Here is an 18,424-nt window from a genome sequence, read left to right on the forward strand (position 1 = left end):
CAAATGTACTATTTTTAATCGTCCTCTTTTTCTTCATTTTTTTCTTTATCCTTTTCTTCTTCTTTTAAGTCTTCTTCGAGTTCTTTTATTTCCTTTTCGAGTTTTAATCGCTCTTTTTCTTTCTTTTTAGCTTCTTTTTCGGCTTCTTTCTGAATGCTTTTTTCAATTTTTAAGCGTTCTTTTTCTTTACGTTCCGCCTCTTTATTACTATCTTTTTCAGCTTTTAAACGCTCTTTCTCTATGTTTTTAAGCTCTTTTTTCGCTTTCTTTTTCGCTTTTTTCGCTGCTTTCTTTGCTTCTTTTGTTGTTTTTTTCTTCTCTTTTTTATCCTCTTTCGTTATCATTTCAATTAATGATTTAGAACGAGTTCTTCTAGGTTTATCAATGGTTATTTTTTCTTCTTTTTCACCATTTTTAACGGTAATAGTTTGTTTGTTTTTATTTTTAAACAAGCCTTTAACTTTAGCGATTAAACGACCAAAAAAGCCTTTGTTTTCGTCATAACCTTCTTCTTCTTGTTCTTCAATTTTATTTCCAAACTCATCTACTTCTAAAAATTTATCGTGGTGTTTATTTAATCGGTAAGAAGCTCCTAAACCGGCATAGATTCCAAGTTCTTTTTGTTGTAAAGTTCCTCTAAGAGTTGCGTTAAATTGTAAGTTTTCACTATATAAATACGCTGCGCCAACGCCAATATTTGTTTTGTCTTGGTATTGATCAGAAGTTCCTTGTATTTCTGCAAAAGCAGACCAATAATCGTTTAAGTTTTTAGTAGCGGTAAGGATGTATGATATTTCTTTAAAATCACTACCAATATAATTATAAAAAACGTTTGTAATAACGTATAATTTGTCTGAAAGTTCATGTTGAAGTAAAATCCCTGCCTTTGCATTGATACCTCCTTTTTGATGATGTTCCATTAAAACACTTCCAAAATTAGCAGCTACATAAACACCAACATGCGGAATTAGTCTTTTATAATCAAAAGAATGTCTTTTTTTCCAACTTCTAATTTCTTTTTTTTTATCATCATACTTAGGCGCGTACACTAAATATTTAGCCGCTAAAGTAAGCTCACTTAATCCTGTTTTATTAGTAGATGATTCAAAGACATTTTTAAAGGTAATTTTATCTTTTTGAAGGCTTGTGTTTACATTAAATTCTAATTTTTCAGTAAAAAAACTTGTTCTAAACAAAAGATTCAATCCGAAGGCCTCTGGATTACTAAAGGTAGGCGTTGCTTTTGCTTTTCTAAAAAACACTCCTGTTTCAAATTGATAAACACCTAAGCCAACACTATAAGGGCTTTCAGAAAACCCTGGACGATTTGAGTTTATAACCGTTGTGTACTGAGCGTTTACAGCTAGGCAAGAGCAAAAAATAAAAAGCAAAAGGAGTTTCTTAATCATGTTATAACATCAATTTATACAATTACTACAAACATACATAAAATAGAAATTACTATTTAATATAAGTTTTGTAAAGTCTTAACGGTTTGTTTTGCTTCAAATTGTTATTTTTGATTAATTTTTTATTAAAAAGTGAATATGACACACATCAATGAAGCAGGAATAGCAGGTCTTTTTAAAATGATACTATACATTCTGGCGTTTTATTATATTTCTAAATTTCTAATGAAATTATTTGGTCCTTACTTATTAAAAAAGGCAGTAAATAAAGTTCAGAAAAAAGCGGAACAGCAGTTTAATAATCAGCAAAATCAGCATCAGAATAAACAACAAAACGATGTTGAAATAGGAAAAACTGTGGTTGATAAAAACCCAGCAACTAGTTCAAAAAACATCAATAAAACCAACGATTCAGTAGGAGAATATGTTGATTTTGAAGAAATAGATTAACTTTTATAGTAATTATGAATTATAAAAAATGGATTCCCTGTGCAATAACATTACTTGTTTTTGCCGTTATATCACTGCTGTATTTTAGCCCAGTTTTAAGTGGTAAACAGCTCAAACAAGGCGATATTACCCAGTTTATAGGGATGTCAAAAGAAGTAAAAGAGTATCGAATTGATAAAGGAGAAGAACCTTATTGGTTGTCAAATGCGTTTAGCGGAATGCCAGCATATCAGGTTAGCGCGTATTATCCGAACGATTTTGTGCGTTATATTGATAAAGCGATTCGTTTTTTACCACGCCCGGCCGATTATTTATTTTTATATTTCTTCGGATTTTTTATCTTATTAACGGCATTAAAAGTCGATTGGAAATTAGCCATTTTAGGAAGTTTATCCTTTGGTTTTTCTACCTATTTAATCATTATTTTTGGAGCAGGACACAATGCAAAAGCCCACGCAATCGGTTATATGCCCGTGGTAATTGCTGGAGTTTTATATGTTTTTAGAAAAAAATATTTACTAGGATTTGTGCTAACCGCCTTAGCGATGGCGTTGGAAGTTTACACAAATCACCCGCAGATGACCTATTATTTAGGTTTTTGTTTGTTGATTTTAGGAATTGTTGAATTTATCGATGCGATTAAAACCAAAAATTTATCGGTATTTGCAAAACAAGCAGCTATTTTAATTGCAGCGATGTTGATTGGTTTGGGTGTAAATTCAACTCGATTATTATCGATGAAACAATATGGCGATTTTAGTACCCGAGGAAAATCGGAACTTACCATAAATCCAGATGGTTCTCCAAAAGAAAAATCAACAGGTTTAGATAAATCGTATATCACAGAATATAGTTACGGAATTGCTGAAACTTTTAATTTGATAATTCCTCGTTTTATGGGTGGTGGAACTGTTGAAAAATTAGGCGAAAATTCTGAGTTTTATCAAACCTTAGAAAAAAATGCAGGTAGAAGCGTTGCTAAAGAATATTCGAAACAAGTTTTAACCTATTGGGGAACACAACCAATTGTAGAAGCACCCGCATATATTGGAGCAATTTTATTTTTCTTGTTCTTTCTAGGTATTTTCTTGGTAAAAGGACGTTTAAAATATTGGTTAGTATCGGCAACTATTTTTTCAATCGTACTGAGTTGGGGGAAAAATTTTGCAGGAATTACTAACTTTTTTATTGATTATATGCCACTTTATAATAAGTTTAGAGCAGTTTCATCGATTCAAGTAATCGCAGAATTATGTGTTCCGTTATTAGGAATTATTGCTTTACGTGATTTGTTTTGTTCAAAAGTGACATCCGAAGAAAAAGAAAATGCCTTAAAAAATGCTTTTTATGTTTTAGGAGGAATTACCTTATTATTTGCACTTTTTGGGTCAAGTTTATTTGCTTTTGAAGGATTAAGAGATGCGCAATATCAGCAATTACCAACGTTAGTAGATGCCTTGATTTCAGATAGAAAAGCGATGTTATTTAATGATAGTATCCGTTCTTTTTTATTGATTTTAGCTTCAGCTGTATTGTTGTGGTTTTATCTGAAAGGAAAATTAAAACAAGTGCCTGTTATACTAATTTTAGGAGCTTTAATTATTTTTGATTTAGTATCCGTGGATATTAAATACGTAAATAAAGAAGATTTTAAAACAGCTAGAAAAGTATTAAAACCATTTACGGCAACCAAAACCGATACCGAAATTTTAAAAGATAAGAGCTATTATCGTGTAGCAAATTTTAGCGTAAACCCAATGCAAGATGGAAGAACATCGTATTTTCATAATTCGATAGGAGGATATCATGCGGCTAAAATGAAGCGATATCAAGAATTGTTTGACTATCAGATTTCTAAAAATAATATGGAAGTATTAAACATGCTAAATGCAAAATACTTTATTGTTGGTGATGATAAATTACAAGAAAATACGGACGCAAACGGAAATGCATGGTTTGTAAATAATTTAAAAATTGTTACATCGGCAGATGAAGAAATACTTGCTTTAGATAGTTTAAATACTAAAACATCAGCGGTAATTAATGCGAAAAATTATACGAAAGCCAATCAATTTAAAAGAGATTCAACGGCAATAATTTCATTAATTAAAAATGATGTTACAACGCTCGTTTATAAAACTGATACGCAAGAAAATCAGTTTGCGGTGTTTTCAGAGATTTATTATAAAGATGGTTGGAATGCTTATTTAGATGATAAATTAGTGCCACATTATCAGGTGAATTATGTGCTTCGAGGTATGGAAATACCAAAAGGAAACCATGAAATTATCTTTAAATACGAGCCGAAAATAATAGAAACAGGAAATAAAATCACGTTATTTTCATATGTTTTATTATTACTAATTCCGATGGGATGGTTTTTTATCCGAAAGAAAAAAAATAAGAAATAGCGCTTAAAATAGTAATTATTGATATTACAAAATGATACTATCAAACGATACTATCAAATAAAATATAAACGAAGCGGATTCTTATAAAAACAAACGTAAAACAATCGTTTTAAATACTAAAAATGTACAAAAAACTGCCTAAAAAAAGATATCATCATACGTTAGAATTCTTAAAGAAAAATGTACCTGCACCCGCAGTTATTTTAGATTTAGGTGTTCGGAATCCTTTTTCTGAAATTATGGAGGCTAACGGTTATACCGTATATAATACCGAAGGTGACGATTTAGATTTGTTGCCAGAAATTGTTAAAAATTATAAAGTTGATGTTGTTACAGCTTTTGAAATTTTTGAACATTTAATAGCACCTTTTAATGTTTTAAGAGCTATTGAAACTACAAAAATTGTAACAACTGTACCTTTAAAGTTGTGGTTTGTTGATGCATACAGAAGTAAAACTGATATGTGGGACAGGCATTACCATGAGTTTGAAGATTGGCAATATGATTGGTTATTAGAAAAATCGGGCTGGAAAATTTTAGATACCAATAAATGGACAAGTCCTATAAATCAAATAGGAATTAGACCTATTTTAAGAAAATTTACGCCAAGATATTACGCTGTGTACGCAGAAAAAGAGTCGTAAAAACATGAAAGTAGGCATGGAAAAAGGTTTCAAAAAAGGCAAGAGGATAGGAATGATTTTAGACAAAACATTTCCGCCTGATCCTAGAGTTGAAAACGAAGCAATTGAGTTACTAAAACAAGGATATCAAGTGTTTTTGTTTTGCTTAACTTACGGAAATCAAAAAAAAAATGAGCGTATAAGTGGCATTGAAGTAGTCAGATATTCATCGAATAAAATAGAATACAAATTATCGGCTTTAGCCTATACGATTCCGCTGTATTCTTATTTGATGAAAAATAAAATTGCTGATTTTTTAGAGCTTTATAAAATCGATGTAATTCATGTACACGATATGGTTGTTGCTCAAGCTGTCTTTTTAGCGAATAAAAAGCAACTTCCTGTGGTTTTAGATTTGCACGAAAACCGTCCGCAGATAATGAAGTTTTATCCGCATTTAAAAAAGTTTCCTGCCAATGTTTTAATCTCCGTAAAAAAATGGCAACGTAAAGAATCTGAATTCATAAATAAAGCATCAAAACTGATTGTTGTAACCGAGGAAGCTAAAAAAGAAGTATTAACCAGAACTCAAATAAAAACTCAAAATATTGCCGTTGTTCCTAATACGGTTCGAAAATCTTTTTATCAGAATATTGAAACATCAGCTAAAAAAGATACAACTTTCAATTTATTATATATCGGTGATACAGGCGAAAGAAGAGGTTTAAAAACTGTTATAGAAAGTTTACCAGAATTACAAAAAAGTATTAAAAATATACGATTTGTAATTGTTGGAAAAGTAAGTTCAGAACTTGAAAATAGTGTAAATAAGTTAGCCTTAAATAAAGTAGTTATTTTTGAAGGCTGGCAAAACGAAAGTACTTTTCAAAATTATATTGTTAATAGCGATGTTTGTTTATCGCCTTTGCATAGAAATATTCATCACGATACAACCTACGCAAATAAATTATTTCAATATATGAGTTTAGCCAAACCTTTGTTGGTTAGTAATGCAACAGCTCAAGAAAATTTAGTAAAACATGTAAATTCTGGCTTGGTACATGAAGCCGAAAATGTAGCCGATTTTACAGCAAAAGTTTTAGAGCTACATAATAATACTTCTTTAAGAGAAACGTTAGCAATTAACGGAAAAGAGTTTGTAAACAATCGTTTTACTTGGGATAAAACATCAGAAGAATTAATTAATTTATACGCTAATTTATAATTTGAAAGTACTAATTATTACTTATTATTGGATTCCTGCAGGAGGTTCGGGCGTACAACGTTGGTTGAAATTTGTAAAATATTTACGAGATTTTAATATCGAACCCGTTGTATATACTGTGGATGATGCGAAATACCCAATTATGGACGTTTCTCTCGAAAATGATGTGCCAAAAAATATTGAAATTATTAAAAAATCAATTTATGAACCAAATGATTTTTTAGCAATATTTAAAAAGAAGGAAACTAAAACAAGTGCGGGTTTTTTAAATCCGAATCCAACTTTTTTTGGAAAAATATTACAATATATTAGAGCAAATTATTTTATTCCTGATGCTCGTAAATTTTGGATTAAACCATCCGTAAAATATTTAGAAAAATATCTTACAGAAAATAAAATTGATGCAATTATTACCACAGGACCTCCGCATAGTTTGCATTTAATCGGCTTGAAATTAAAGCAAAAATTAAACATAAAATGGATTGCTGATTTTCGTGACCCGTGGACGGATATTGATTATTTTCATCAGTTACCATTAACTAAAAAAGCCATTAAAAAACATCATCAATTAGAAAAAAAAGTTTTAGAAAATGCTGATGCAACGCTTGTAGTTGGAGAAACTATGAAAGAAAATTATAAAAAATTTTCAAAAAATATTCATGTGATTACTAACGGATATGATTCATCAGAAAATGAAAAAAATAAGGTTGTTTTAGATGATAAATTCTCGATAACGCATATCGGTTTGATGAATTCTGATAGAAATCCGATTATTTTATGGAAAGCTTTGTCTGAATTATCCGAAGAAAATAACACTTTTAAAAATGATTTAGAGATAAAATTAATCGGAAAATTATCGGATGATGTAATTGCTGATTTAGAAAAACATCAATTTAAAAATGTTGAAAAAATAAATTACGTTCCACACAAAGAAGTGCAAAAATATCAGCGTAATTCACAAGTTTTATTACTCGCTGTAAATAAAGTTCCTAGTGCTAAAGGAATTATAACAGGTAAAATTTTTGAATATTTACAAGCAAAACGCCCTATCTTAGCAATCGGTCCTGAAGATGGCGATTTAGCTGTGATTTTAAAAAATACAAATTCAGGAATTATTGTTGATTTTGATAATAAAGAAGCGATTAAAAAATCGGTTTTAAATTTGTATAAAAGCTACAAAGAAAATAGGTTGCAAGTTTCATCAAAAAATATTGAACAATATCACCGAAAGGAGTTAACCAAACAATTATCAGTAATACTTAAACAAGTAGTAAATCCTTGAAAAAAATAGTAACCATATTAGGAGCCAGGCCTCAGTTTGTAAAAGGTGCGGTGTTAAGCAGAGTCATAAAAAATCATCAAGAAATTGAAGAAATAATTGTGCATACAGGGCAGCATTTTGATGCCAATATGAGTGCAGTTTTTTTTGATGAAATGCAAATTCCGAAGCCAAAATATAATTTAAACATCAATGGTTTAAATCACGGCGCAATGACAGGGCAAATGCTGGAGAAAATTGAAGAAATTTTAATCGCTGAAAAACCCGATGCAATTGTGGTTTATGGCGATACAAATTCTACGGTTGCAGGCGCTTTATCAGCAAAGAAATTACATATAAAAGTAGTGCATATCGAGGCGGGATTACGTTCGTATAATATGCAAATGCCCGAAGAAATAAATCGTATTATAACTGATAGAATTGCCGATTTATTAAGTTGCCCAACACAAGTTGCTGTGGATAATTTAAAGAAAGAAGGTTTTGATAATTTAGCGATTAAAATTGAGCAACATGGCGATATTATGAAAGATGCTGTGGAGTTTTACGGCGCGTTTTCCCAAGAAAAATCAACCGTTATTGCCGATTTAAACTTGACAAAAAATGAGTTTGTATTAGCTACGATTCATCGTCAAGAAAATACGGACGATAAACAAAAATTGACCAATGTTTTTTTAGGATTAGAAGAAATCAATAAATCAAAAAAAGTGGTCATGCCGTTGCATCCTCGGACAAAAAAAATGTTGGATTTATATGGTTTAAAACCGAATATCACTTTTATAAATCCTGTTGGTTATTTTGATATGCTCGAACTTTTAAAAAATTGTGCCTTAGTGGTTACCGATAGTGGCGGACTTCAAAAAGAAGCATTTTTTAATAAAAAATATTGCATCATCGCTAGAGAAGAAACCGAATGGACAGAGCTTGTAAGCAACGGATATGCTAAAATTACAGCAACAAATCCGCAGAAAATAATGACTGCTTATACCGAATTTTTAAAGGCAACAAAAAACTTTAAAGAGGCGTTATATGGTAATAATGTTGGCGAAAAAATATATCAATCAATCATCAAATTAATAAATCAATAAATTGGGAATCGTATTAAGGCAATCAATTAAAAACACCATAATTATCTATTTAGGATTTTTAATTGGTGGGGTAAATACCATCGTTTTATATTCAAGATTTTTGAAAGCTGAATATTACGGTTTGGCAATGTATGTGTTTTCGGCATCTAATTTATTAATGCCTATTATGGCATTGGGAATTCAATTTACAATTATCAAATTTTTTGTAGCTTATAAAACAAAACAAGAAAAAGATAGTTTTTTAAGTTCCGTACTCTTTTTACCTTTATTAATAGCGTTACCTATCGGTTTTTGTTGGGATATTTTTCATAATTTAATTATGGGGTATATCGCAAAAAGTAATGTTGAAGGTAATTTAATTATCGAAAATTATACGATTTACATTTATATTATTGCGGTGTGTTGTGCTTATTTCGAGGTTTTTTATTCGTGGGCAAAAGTACAAATGCAGTCTGTTTTTGGTAATATTTTAAAAGAACTTTACAACAGAGTTGCCATTATGCTGTTATTATTTGCTGTAAATTTCGATTTTATAACCAAACAAGAATTTTTATATTATATGGCATTAGCCTATATAATACGAACTTTATTAATGTTGATTTATGCTTTTAAATTATACACTCCTAAATTAAGTTTTGGCTTACCTGCTAATTTTAAAGAAGTTTTACGATACACTTTTTACATTGTTTTAGCTGGTAGTGCAGGGGCTATTGTGTTGGATATTGATAAAGTAATGATACCTGGTAAAGATGGTTTTGCAACAGCTGCATATTACGGAGTTGCTTTATTTATTGGTAGTTTTATTGAAGCGCCAAGCAGGGCGATGGGGCAAATTTTACAGCCATTAACCTCAAAATCTATCAATGAAAATAATGATAAAGAAACTAATAGTTTATATCATAAAAGCGCTATTAATTTATTATTAGTTGGAGGTTTGTTTTTTATATTGGTGAACTGTAATGTTGATGAATTATTTAAAATAATGCCGAATAAAAACTATGCAGTAGGTGGCGGATTGGTTGTTTTATTAATTTCTGGAGCAAAATTATTTATGATGTCTTTAGGAAATAATGGTGCAATTATTCAAAATTCAAAATTTTATAGAATCACGATGCCTATTGGCGTTGGAATGGCATTTATGGTGTATTATTTGAATATATTTTTCTATAATGATGTCGGAATGGGAACAGAGGGTTTAGCTTTGGCAACTTTATTAACGGTTTTAATTTTTAATGCTTTTAAGCTTTGGTTTGTGCGTCATAAATTGAATATGTTTCCATATACCTTAAAAACCTTGCAAATGGTTTTTATAATTTTAGGAGTGTTTTTAGCCTTTTATTTCTGGAATTTTTCAGTGCCAGAATTCTCTGTAAAAAACTTTAGAATAGATCCGTTAATTAATATTATTTTAAAAAGTGTTATAATTATTCCTGCGTATTTATTTATAGTGATTAAGTTTTCAATTTCCGATCAGATAAATAATTTAGTACGTAGATTTATTAAAATATAATTTTTTTTGAAGCTATTTCCCGCTTTCCGCACTCGCTCTTTTTGTTTGAAAAAAACAAAAAGGAGCTCAAACAATTGCTTCAATCGGGGCTAGGGGTTTTACGATACATAATTGAAACCTCAAATCGTAGGGGCAGACCTATGTGTCTGCCTTATTTTTTAGGAAGTTTCAATCGAAATTCATTGTCATTAGGAATTGAATATTCAGTAGTTTGTTTTTTTATTTCATTATAATGCTTGCTTGTAATTTCAATCCAATAATCATCGCCTAAAAGTTTAAAAAAGTAGCGATTATCAATATATTTTTCAAAAAACTCCTGTATTTCTAAATGATATTTATAGTTAATTGTATTATTTGTGCTGTCTAAATATTGGGTTTTTATACTTTTTTCTTTTAGAGAACGCAGGTAGATACTGTCTTTATAAAAGAGGATATTTTTAGGCTCGGCACTTGCGCCGTTCCAATTAATATTTTTTTTTCGGATAAAAAATGAATAGCTAAAAGAGTGGGATGTTCCATAATTATGCTTTGTAAAAATACCGATGGAAGTTGTTTCTTTATTTGTTTTTTGAATGCTTAAAACGCTACCGTTAGCAAGCTGTTTTGTTGTTTTACCAATTGTTTTTTCGGTCTTATAATTACAAGAATTACATAAAATACTTAAAATAATAAGATAAAAATAAGTAATTAAGAACTGTTTTTTTTGCGCACTGATAATTTTGTAAGTCATTTATTTAGAGGGTAAAACTCTAACGAAATTACTGTTTTTTGTAAAATTAAAAGTAAAATATTATTTAATAAGTTTATTATTCAATTATTCTACATAAATTTGTTAATAACTTTAATTAAAATAAAATGTATAACTGTTTTGATATAGCTAAAAAATTCGTATATCTTTCTCAGAAAGAAGGAGTTTCGATGTCTGCAATGAAATTATTGAAACTTACTTATATAGCTCATGGATATTACTTAGCTTTTTCGGGAAAGCCTCTTTTTTCTAATCGTATTGAGGCTTGGAAGTATGGGCCTGTTATTCCCGATTTATATCATATAATTAAAAGAGTTGATTTTTCGAGTAACGATTTTAATTATATAGAAATGTATTCTCAAAATAATTTATCAAAAGATGATGATAAATTTATTGAAGCGGTTTGGAATGCATATAAAAAATTTGATGGAGGTCAATTATCATCAAAAACACACCAAGACGGAACACCTTGGGATAAAACATATAATGGTCAGGCATTTACTAAAATAAATGATGGATTGATAAAGGAATATTATCAAAAGAAAATCAATGGATAATATAGGAGAAAAAGCAACTGATTTTTTCGGTAAAAAGCCAATTGAAAATATTGATGCAAATGCAGATTCAAAATCAAGCAAGGAAGGTGTATTTCTATTTGAATTTACAGGGAAATTTGAAAGTTTTCAAGAATATATTCAACATGAAGAATTTGTTGTAAAGAAACTTGATAAACAATCAGAAAGGACTTTAAGGGAAAAAAACGCAAAATTAGCATTTAGATTTTCTTCAATTTGGGCAATATTTATAGGGCTTATAATTCTTTTAAAAGGTTTTGGTCTTTTGGGATTTAAACTTTCAGAAACAGCATTTTTATTTATTATAGGTGCTTTAACCACTTCGATTTTTACTTTTTATTTATTAGTTTTAAAATTTCTTTTTGATAAAGCTATTTCAAAATAAACTAGCAAATTTTTCATAAAAAACCTCTTTGTGTATGCAAAGAGGTTTAGAAAAAAATAGGGTTATTTAATTGAAAATTTACTCTATTACAACTTCTTTGTTTAGTAATAATTTTTCAATAACAGGTTTCATTTCTTCAAAACTAGTGTCCGATTTTACATCAGAATGATAACGTATTTTTATCATTGCTTTATCAAAAGAAGATAATGTTTTAGCCGTTGGTACGCCGCACATAACAGAAGAAGAGCAATATTTTTGGCTACTATGTCCTAAACCTAAAACGTGTCCTAATTCGTGAAATAATAGCGAGGTATTACTACCTGTTTCTACCCAAATTCTACCTTCATTAATAATTCTTTCACCAGCATAAGAACTCGAAGACCATGAGGTAGTTCCGTAACCAATAGCACCGCCTGTATAACTATAAATATCTGACCAAAAAGAAGCTAATTCATCTTTAGTAGAATTATATAAATGTACATTCGATTCTTTGGCACTTTTTACCAAGCTAATTTTTGTTCCATCAGAAAATAATGGATTATAAGTGTTTAAAACTTCTTTTACGATCTTTTTATATTCAGATGTAATGTTTCCATCTAAAAAGATTGAAATTTCTTTTGTCCATTTTAAATCATCAACAATAGCTTCATATTCTAATAAGAAATCTTGCTGTTCTGCGCTAAGATTTTTACTAGGGGTTTGTGTCTGTGTTTGAGTCTGGGTTTGCGTTTCAGTTTCGTTAAGTTCTGCAATAGTATCATTGTCTTTACTACATGATAAACTAACTAAACTGATTGTTAAAAGTAACAGTAATTTTTTCATAATTGGGGGATATTTGTATTGATTAAGGATGTAAAAACCTCTTTGCATACACAAAGAGGTTTTTTTAGTATTAAAAGCAACGGTGTTGCTTATTTAATAAGTTCGTAAGAACGCTTGATAAAGTTCGTTAAAGCCTCACCATGTAATAAGTTTTGAGATAATTTTGCTAAATCAAAAGCTTGTGTAATTAAATCTGCTTTTTTGGTTTCATCAGCATTTAAAATTTCAGAAACTAAAGGAGAATTTGTATTCACAACTAAGTTATACATTTCAGGTAAATTACCCATTCCCATCATTCCACCGCCACCACCAGAAGCTTGCATTTCTTTCATTCTACGCATAAACTCAGGTACGGTAATTATAAATGGAGACGAAGAAGAATCCATAGCTTCTAATTGAACCGTATAAGTTTGTGATGCAATTACACCTTCAATAACAGGTTTTAAAGTAGCAACTTCTTCATCAGTTAATTTAGAAATAACAGCGTCATCTTTCTTAATTAAGTTATCGATAAAATCAGAATCTACACGCACAAACTGTACTTTAGTATCTTCAGAAGTTTCTAATTTTTGCATTAAATGCGCTATAATTGGCGAATCTAAAACAACAACTTCGTATCCTTTAGCACTTGCTTCTTGAATATAACTGTGTTGCGCTTCTTTGTTAGAAGTATATAAAACGATGTGATTTCCGTCTTTATCAGTTTGATTATCTTTAGTTTTTTCAACTAATTCATCAAAAGTAAAGTATGTATCTGCAACAGTTGGATATAAAGCAAATTTCTTAGCTTTATCGATAAATTTATCTTCCGATAACATTCCGTATTCGATAATTACTTTGATGTCATTCCATTTTTGTTCAAAATCAGCTCTATCTTTTTTGAATAAAGAACTTAATTTATCAGCTACTTTTTTAGTAATATAACCAGAAATTTTCTTTACAGCTCCATCTGCTTGTAAACCAGAACGAGAAACATTTAAAGGAATATCAGGAGAATCAATAACACCTTTTAACATCTGTAAAAAGTCAGGAACAATTCCTTCAACATTATCAGTTACATATACTTGGTTTTGATACAATTGGATTTTATCCTTTTGCATATCTAAACTTTGCGTTAACTTAGGGAAGAATAAAATTCCTGTTAAGTTAAACGGATAATCTACATTTAAGTGAATGTGAAATAACGATTCTTCAAATTGCGTAGGATATAACTCTTTGTAAAAGTTGGTATAATCTTCATCATTTAAGTCAGCAGGCGCTTTTGTCCAAGCTGGGTTGGTATTATTGATGATATTATCAACTTCAATTTGTCTGTGAGGTTCAGTCGTTTCTTTACCGTCAGCATCCGTAGTAGTTGCAGGCGTAAATTCAGGATCGTTTATTTTGTTAGTTCCAAATTTAATTGGCACTTGATTAAAACGATTGTATTTGTTTAATAAACCACCAATTTTAGCTTCTTCTAAAAATTCTAAAGAATCATCAGCAACATGTAAAATAATTTCTGTCCCTCTGTCTGCTTTGTCATGCGCAACTAAGCTGTATTCAGGAGAACCGTCACATGACCAATGTGCAGCAGGTTCGTCTTTAAACGATTTTGTAATTAAATCTACTTTATGAGCGACCATAAAAGCAGAATAAAAACCTAAACCAAAGTGTCCGATAACACCAGTTTCGTTTTTATCATCTTTATATTTTTCTAAAAATTCTTCAGCTCCAGAAAAGGCAATTTGGTTGATGTATTTTTCAACTTCATCAGCGGTCATTCCTAAACCTTGATCTTTAATTGTAATGGTTTTAGCTTCTTTATCAATACTAATTTCAATTTTAGCATCTCCTAATTCGGTTTTAGCTTCACCAATAGAAATTAAGTGTTTTAATTTTGTAGTTGCATCTGTTCCGTTAGAAATTAACTCACGTAAAAAAATTTCGTGGTCAGAATACAAGAATTTTTTAATCAGTGGAAATATATTTTCTACCGACACATTAATACTTCCTTTGCTCATAATTATATATTTTGATTATTTTTTTGATAGCGATTGCTTTCTGATCATTAGGTAGTCAAAAAAAATACCAAAAGATGTTTTAAAGATAGTATCTGACAAAATGGCATTTTTAAGTCAGTTTTATATCCTAATGAAAATGCCTATTTTTGCAGCCTACAAACAAGAAAACAATAGAAATCAACCAAAATATATGTATAGTTCAAAAATAACAGGATTGGGTTATTATGTGCCAGAAAATGTGGTAACAAATAATGATTTAACAGCATTCATGGAAACTTCAGATGAATGGATTCAGGAAAGAACAGGAATTGAAGAGCGTCGTTGGATAGATCCAAAATCAGGCGATACTACTGCTGTAATGGGATTTAAGGCATCAAAAATAGCTATTGAGCGTTCGGGATTACAAAAAGAGGATATCGATTTTATTATTTTTGCAACCTTAAGCCCTGATATGTATTTTCCAGGAGGAGGTGTACAGGTGCAAGAAATGTTAGATTTACCAACAATCGGAGCGTTAGATATCCGTAATCAGTGTTCTGGTTTTATTTATGCCATGTCGGTTGCCGATCAGTTTATTAAAACAGGAATGTATAAAAATATTCTAGTGATTGGTGCCGAAAATCATTCAGGAGGTTTAGACAAATCAACAAGAGGAAGAAATGTTTCTGTAATTTTTGGAGATGGGGCAGGAGCAGCTGTTTTATCAAGAACTGAAGAGAAAGGTAAAGGGATTTTATCATCTCATTTACATTCGGAAGGGAAACATGCTAAAGAATTAATGTTAGAAGGACCATCTACAGGTCGATGGGTTCCTGAATTAATTAAAAATAACGATCCAGATGATATTTCATATTATCCATATATGAATGGGCAGTTTGTATTTAAGCACGCTGTAACACGTTTTTCGGAAGCGATTATAGAAGGTTTACAGGCAAATGATTTACAGAAAGAGGATATTGATATGTTAATTCCGCATCAAGCAAATTTACGTATCGCACAGTTTATTCAAAAGAAATTTAAATTGTCTGACGATAAAGTGTATAATAATATCATGAAATACGGAAATACTACGGCGGCATCTGTAATTATTGCTTTAACCGAAGCTTGGGAACAAGGGAAAATTAAAGACAATGATTTAGTGGTTTTAGCTGCTTTTGGTAGTGGATTTACTTGGGGTTCTGTTGTAATTCGTTGGTAGTTTTTTAGCCCCGATTGAAGCGATTGTTTGAGCTCCTTTTTTTGATTTTTTTCAAAAAAAGAGCGAGTGCGGAAAGCGGGAAATAGCTCCAAAAAAAATATATTAAAAAAATCCGAAGAACCTATCTTCGGATTTTTTTTGATGTTTAAATTAAACAGGCTACATAAAACCACCGCCTTGTTTTTCATTATTATCTCTATTTCTTCTTCGTTTAGCCTTGTTTTTTCCGCCACCAAATCGGTAATTAAAACCTAAATAAGCAGTCCTACTTTCCCAATTAAACTGCCCCGTTTGTGTATATGGATCGGTTGCATTAAAACGAAATTTCATACCTTTAAAAATATCATTTACTTTAAACGAAAGGCTTCCTTTTCCTTTTAAAATACTGTAACGAGCGCCTGTATTTATCATCCACATCGGGTCAATATTAAACTGCAAATTTTTATTAGCACCTCGATACATGGCGAATAACTGAAATTTTAATTTTTTAGAAGCCGAAAAACTATTACTTAATCGGGCATTAAAAGCAGTGTTTTTTACTTGTTTTTCAACATTACTAACAAGTCCTTTTAAGGTTTGAGAATAAAGGTCTAAACTCGCATTGGTACTCCACCATTTTGTAATGCGATAATTGCTAGACATTTCAAAACCATATCGGTTATTTCCATCAAAATTCTGATCTGATTTTAGTTGTTTTGTATTGGTATTATCCGAAGGATCTTTGTATAAAATAGTTGAAATTTCGTCGGTTACTTTTCTGTAAAATGTACCAAAGGTAAGCGAACCTCCTTTTATTTTTCGAGTATAATTTAATTCAAATGAATTGGTAAACTGCGGTTTCAAATTAGGGTTTCCAACAGAGGTAATTAAAGGCGTACTCCATTCTCTAATCGGGTTTACTTGGCTAATAGAAGGTCTGTCAACCCTACGGCTATAACTTAATTGATACTGATTTTTTTCTGATGGATTAAAGGTGAAAAAAGCAGAAGGATAAATACTAAAAATAGCATCAGTATAAGGTTTGGTTTCATTTTTATTGGTAAAACTTCCTTTTACGTCGTATTGTTCTAAACGAGCACCTAACTGCATGGTTAATTTGTTAAACTTATGCCCGTAGTTAATATACCCAGAAAAAATATCTCGATTATAAGTAAAAGCTGATTTTCCGATAGCCTCTATAATAGTTGCATCATTAATATCAAGCACTAAAGTACCATTAGTAGCTATTTTATAACCATCTTGATCTGTATTGTTGTTATTCTTAGTTTGGTTTGTTCTGTATTCTAAACCAAGTTCTAATTTACCATTTTTTGATATTGGCTTTGTATAATCAAGATTAATTAAGGTGTTATTTGCCTTGTTTTTAATGGTATTAAAATAATTTAAAAATTTATATTCAGGATCAGTTGCTCGTATAATAGTTTCGTTATTTGTAGCATCTTCATTATTTTCTGAATCAGAATAAGTTGCTTCAAATTCTAAATTATGCCCTTCTTTGTTAAAGTCGATTTTATAATTTATGTTATAACTTCCTGAATTATTGTTATTATCAGAAGTATTAGGGGCATTTTTACCAAGTGTATTTGCAAGGTCATATACTTTTACAGAACCGTTATTGAAAGCATTTGTGCTGTTTTGAGTAGTATAAAATGATAACGTATTTTTATCATTAATATAAATATCGGCGCCAAGTTTTACTAAAAATGATTCTCTGTCGTTATCAAAAATAAAATTTTGTGTTGATGCCTGTTTTCCTGTTCTTACAACGGTACCATAATTATGACCTTTACCGCCGTTGTAGCCTAAATTAGTATAAAAATTAACTTTCCCTGTTTTATAATTCATATTTAATGAAGCATTATATCGGGTGTTTTCTCCTTGTGTAATTCCTGTATTAATTGCCCCGTTAAAACCAATATTAGCGCCTTTATTTAAAATAATATTGATAATTCCACTCATTCCTTCAGGATTATATTTTGCTGATGGATTGGTAATTAATTCAATACTTTTAATAGAAGTTGCGGGTATCTGCTGTAATAATTGAGCCGTACTCATGTTGGTTGGTTTTCCGTCAACTAAAACACGTACATTTGAATTTCCACGAAGGCTTAATGCGCCCGATTGGCTATCGACACTTACCGATTGCACGTTGTTTAATAATTCGGATGCTGTTGCGCCTGCCGATGCCAAATCTTTACCTACATTAATTACTTTTCGGTCTATTTTTTGAGTTACAGTAGATGTTTCTGCACGAACAACTATTTCATCTAAAGCGGTATTATCTTCGGATAAATAAACAGTACCTAAAGATACTTTTTTGTTTTTATTACTAATCGTAATTAATTTAGATACCGTTTTGTATCCTATAAATTGAATTTCTAGGCGATGTTTTCCTTCGGATATATTTGTAATATTAAAAGTTCCATCATCATTTGTAATACCACCCGTTAAAATTTTATCAGAAGTATTTTTGATTATGATGTTTACATAAGGCAATGCTTCTTTTGACGCTTGGTCAAGTATTTTACCCGAAACAACACCAATTTTTAGAGGCTTGCCATACTGTTTTTGAGCAAATAAACTAACACTAAATACTGTAAAAAGGAATAGAAAGAACTTGTTCATTTTGTTGGTTTTTGGTTGGTTAATTTTCTTTTGTATAGTTAATAATTATAGATGTAACTAGGAGGTGATACTGCTT

At 30.4% G+C, this 18,424-nt stretch carries 15 protein-coding genes; 10 read left to right on the forward strand and 5 right to left on the reverse strand.

Going from position 1 to position 18,424, the window contains the following annotated elements:
- Positions 1-14: 14 nt before the first annotated feature.
- Positions 15-1,409 carry a transporter gene (locus DPIF8902391_RS07285; protein WP_172505438.1) on the reverse strand — a complete coding sequence of 465 codons (1,395 nt, stop codon included), beginning with the start codon at positions 1,407-1,409 and terminating at the stop codon, positions 15-17.
- A 138-nt stretch (positions 1,410-1,547) separates the two neighbouring features.
- Here DPIF8902391_RS07285 and DPIF8902391_RS07290 point away from each other — a divergent pair, with 138 nt between their 5' ends.
- From DPIF8902391_RS07290 to DPIF8902391_RS07320, 7 genes are all read left to right on the forward strand, one after another.
- Entirely contained in the window at positions 1,548-1,859 is a 312-nt protein-coding gene (locus tag DPIF8902391_RS07290; RefSeq protein WP_058885506.1) for a DUF4834 family protein, read from the forward strand.
- A gap of 14 nt (positions 1,860-1,873) precedes the next feature.
- Positions 1,874-4,270, forward strand: a complete 2,397-nt coding sequence (locus tag DPIF8902391_RS07295; RefSeq protein WP_172505439.1) for a YfhO family protein — start codon at positions 1,874-1,876, stop codon at positions 4,268-4,270.
- Positions 4,271-4,392: 122 nt separating this feature from the next.
- Positions 4,393-4,914: a class I SAM-dependent methyltransferase gene (locus tag DPIF8902391_RS07300; RefSeq protein WP_172505440.1), complete on the forward strand. Its 522-nt coding sequence runs from the start codon at positions 4,393-4,395 to the stop codon at positions 4,912-4,914.
- 4 nt (positions 4,915-4,918) lie between these two features.
- On the forward strand, positions 4,919-6,118 hold the full coding sequence (locus tag DPIF8902391_RS07305) for a glycosyltransferase family 4 protein (protein WP_242037269.1): 1,200 nt from the start codon (positions 4,919-4,921) through the stop codon (positions 6,116-6,118).
- A 1-nt stretch (position 6,119) separates the two neighbouring features.
- Complete coding sequence (locus DPIF8902391_RS07310) at positions 6,120-7,400, forward strand: glycosyltransferase family 4 protein (RefSeq protein WP_172505441.1); 1,281 nt, start codon at positions 6,120-6,122, stop codon at positions 7,398-7,400.
- The gene (wecB, locus tag DPIF8902391_RS07315; protein ID WP_172505442.1) at positions 7,397-8,482 is read left to right on the forward strand and encodes a non-hydrolyzing UDP-N-acetylglucosamine 2-epimerase; all 1,086 of its coding nucleotides are present in this window, start codon (positions 7,397-7,399) and stop codon (positions 8,480-8,482) included. Before DPIF8902391_RS07310 ends, wecB begins: the two co-directional genes overlap by 4 nt.
- A 1-nt stretch (position 8,483) precedes the next feature.
- Positions 8,484-9,992, forward strand: coding sequence for a lipopolysaccharide biosynthesis protein (locus DPIF8902391_RS07320; protein WP_172505443.1), 1,509 nt, complete (start codon positions 8,484-8,486; stop codon positions 9,990-9,992).
- A gap of 151 nt (positions 9,993-10,143) precedes the next feature.
- On the opposite strand, the gene DPIF8902391_RS07325 is transcribed toward DPIF8902391_RS07320, so the two are convergent.
- Positions 10,144-10,722, reverse strand: a complete 579-nt coding sequence (locus DPIF8902391_RS07325) for a hypothetical protein (RefSeq protein WP_172505444.1) — start codon at positions 10,720-10,722, stop codon at positions 10,144-10,146.
- A 125-nt stretch (positions 10,723-10,847) separates the two neighbouring features.
- Here DPIF8902391_RS07325 and DPIF8902391_RS07330 point away from each other — a divergent pair, with 125 nt between their 5' ends.
- Both DPIF8902391_RS07330 and DPIF8902391_RS07335 read left to right on the forward strand, forming a co-directional pair.
- On the forward strand, positions 10,848-11,297 hold the full coding sequence (locus tag DPIF8902391_RS07330) for a Panacea domain-containing protein (protein WP_172505445.1): 450 nt from the start codon (positions 10,848-10,850) through the stop codon (positions 11,295-11,297).
- Positions 11,290-11,700, forward strand: a complete 411-nt coding sequence (locus DPIF8902391_RS07335; protein ID WP_172505446.1) for a hypothetical protein — start codon at positions 11,290-11,292, stop codon at positions 11,698-11,700. Before DPIF8902391_RS07330 ends, DPIF8902391_RS07335 begins: the two co-directional genes overlap by 8 nt.
- A 78-nt stretch (positions 11,701-11,778) precedes the next feature.
- On the opposite strand, the gene DPIF8902391_RS07340 is transcribed toward DPIF8902391_RS07335, so the two are convergent.
- Both DPIF8902391_RS07340 and htpG read right to left on the reverse strand, forming a co-directional pair.
- On the reverse strand, positions 11,779-12,522 hold the full coding sequence (locus DPIF8902391_RS07340) for a DUF2927 domain-containing protein (RefSeq protein WP_172505447.1): 744 nt from the start codon (positions 12,520-12,522) through the stop codon (positions 11,779-11,781).
- Positions 12,523-12,611: 89 nt separating this feature from the next.
- The gene (htpG, locus tag DPIF8902391_RS07345; RefSeq protein ID WP_172505448.1) at positions 12,612-14,525 is read right to left on the reverse strand and encodes a molecular chaperone HtpG; all 1,914 of its coding nucleotides are present in this window, start codon (positions 14,523-14,525) and stop codon (positions 12,612-12,614) included.
- Between the two features lie 190 nt (positions 14,526-14,715).
- Between htpG and DPIF8902391_RS07350 the strand changes: the two genes are divergently transcribed.
- Entirely contained in the window at positions 14,716-15,723 is a 1,008-nt protein-coding gene (locus DPIF8902391_RS07350; RefSeq protein WP_058886284.1) for a 3-oxoacyl-ACP synthase III family protein, read from the forward strand.
- Positions 15,724-15,882: 159 nt separating this feature from the next.
- Here DPIF8902391_RS07350 and DPIF8902391_RS07355 read toward each other — a convergent pair whose 3' ends face one another.
- The gene (locus DPIF8902391_RS07355) at positions 15,883-18,348 is read right to left on the reverse strand and encodes a TonB-dependent receptor domain-containing protein (protein WP_172505449.1); all 2,466 of its coding nucleotides are present in this window, start codon (positions 18,346-18,348) and stop codon (positions 15,883-15,885) included.
- Positions 18,349-18,424: the final 76 nt, after the last annotated feature.

It is taken from the genome of Tenacibaculum finnmarkense genomovar ulcerans, assembly GCF_900239495.1.
Lineage (GTDB): Bacteria > Bacteroidota > Bacteroidia > Flavobacteriales > Flavobacteriaceae > Polaribacter > Polaribacter ulcerans.

Coding starts and splice junctions, on each gene's coding strand:
- DPIF8902391_RS07305 (WP_242037269.1), top strand. CDS start 4,919: ATGAAAGTAGGCATGGAAAAAGGTTTCAAAAAAGGCAAGAGGATAGGA.
- DPIF8902391_RS07350 (WP_058886284.1), top strand. CDS start 14,716: ATGTATAGTTCAAAAATAACAGGATTGGGTTATTATGTGCCAGAAAAT.
- DPIF8902391_RS07340 (WP_172505447.1), bottom strand. CDS start 12,522: ATGAAAAAATTACTGTTACTTTTAACAATCAGTTTAGTTAGTTTATCA.
- htpG (WP_172505448.1), bottom strand. CDS start 14,525: ATGAGCAAAGGAAGTATTAATGTGTCGGTAGAAAATATATTTCCACTG.
- DPIF8902391_RS07290 (WP_058885506.1), top strand. CDS start 1,548: ATGACACACATCAATGAAGCAGGAATAGCAGGTCTTTTTAAAATGATA.
- DPIF8902391_RS07355 (WP_172505449.1), bottom strand. CDS start 18,348: ATGAACAAGTTCTTTCTATTCCTTTTTACAGTATTTAGTGTTAGTTTA.
- DPIF8902391_RS07330 (WP_172505445.1), top strand. CDS start 10,848: ATGTATAACTGTTTTGATATAGCTAAAAAATTCGTATATCTTTCTCAG.
- DPIF8902391_RS07325 (WP_172505444.1), bottom strand. CDS start 10,722: ATGACTTACAAAATTATCAGTGCGCAAAAAAAACAGTTCTTAATTACT.
- DPIF8902391_RS07285 (WP_172505438.1), bottom strand. CDS start 1,409: ATGATTAAGAAACTCCTTTTGCTTTTTATTTTTTGCTCTTGCCTAGCT.
- DPIF8902391_RS07335 (WP_172505446.1), top strand. CDS start 11,290: ATGGATAATATAGGAGAAAAAGCAACTGATTTTTTCGGTAAAAAGCCA.
- DPIF8902391_RS07300 (WP_172505440.1), top strand. CDS start 4,393: ATGTACAAAAAACTGCCTAAAAAAAGATATCATCATACGTTAGAATTC.
- DPIF8902391_RS07295 (WP_172505439.1), top strand. CDS start 1,874: ATGAATTATAAAAAATGGATTCCCTGTGCAATAACATTACTTGTTTTT.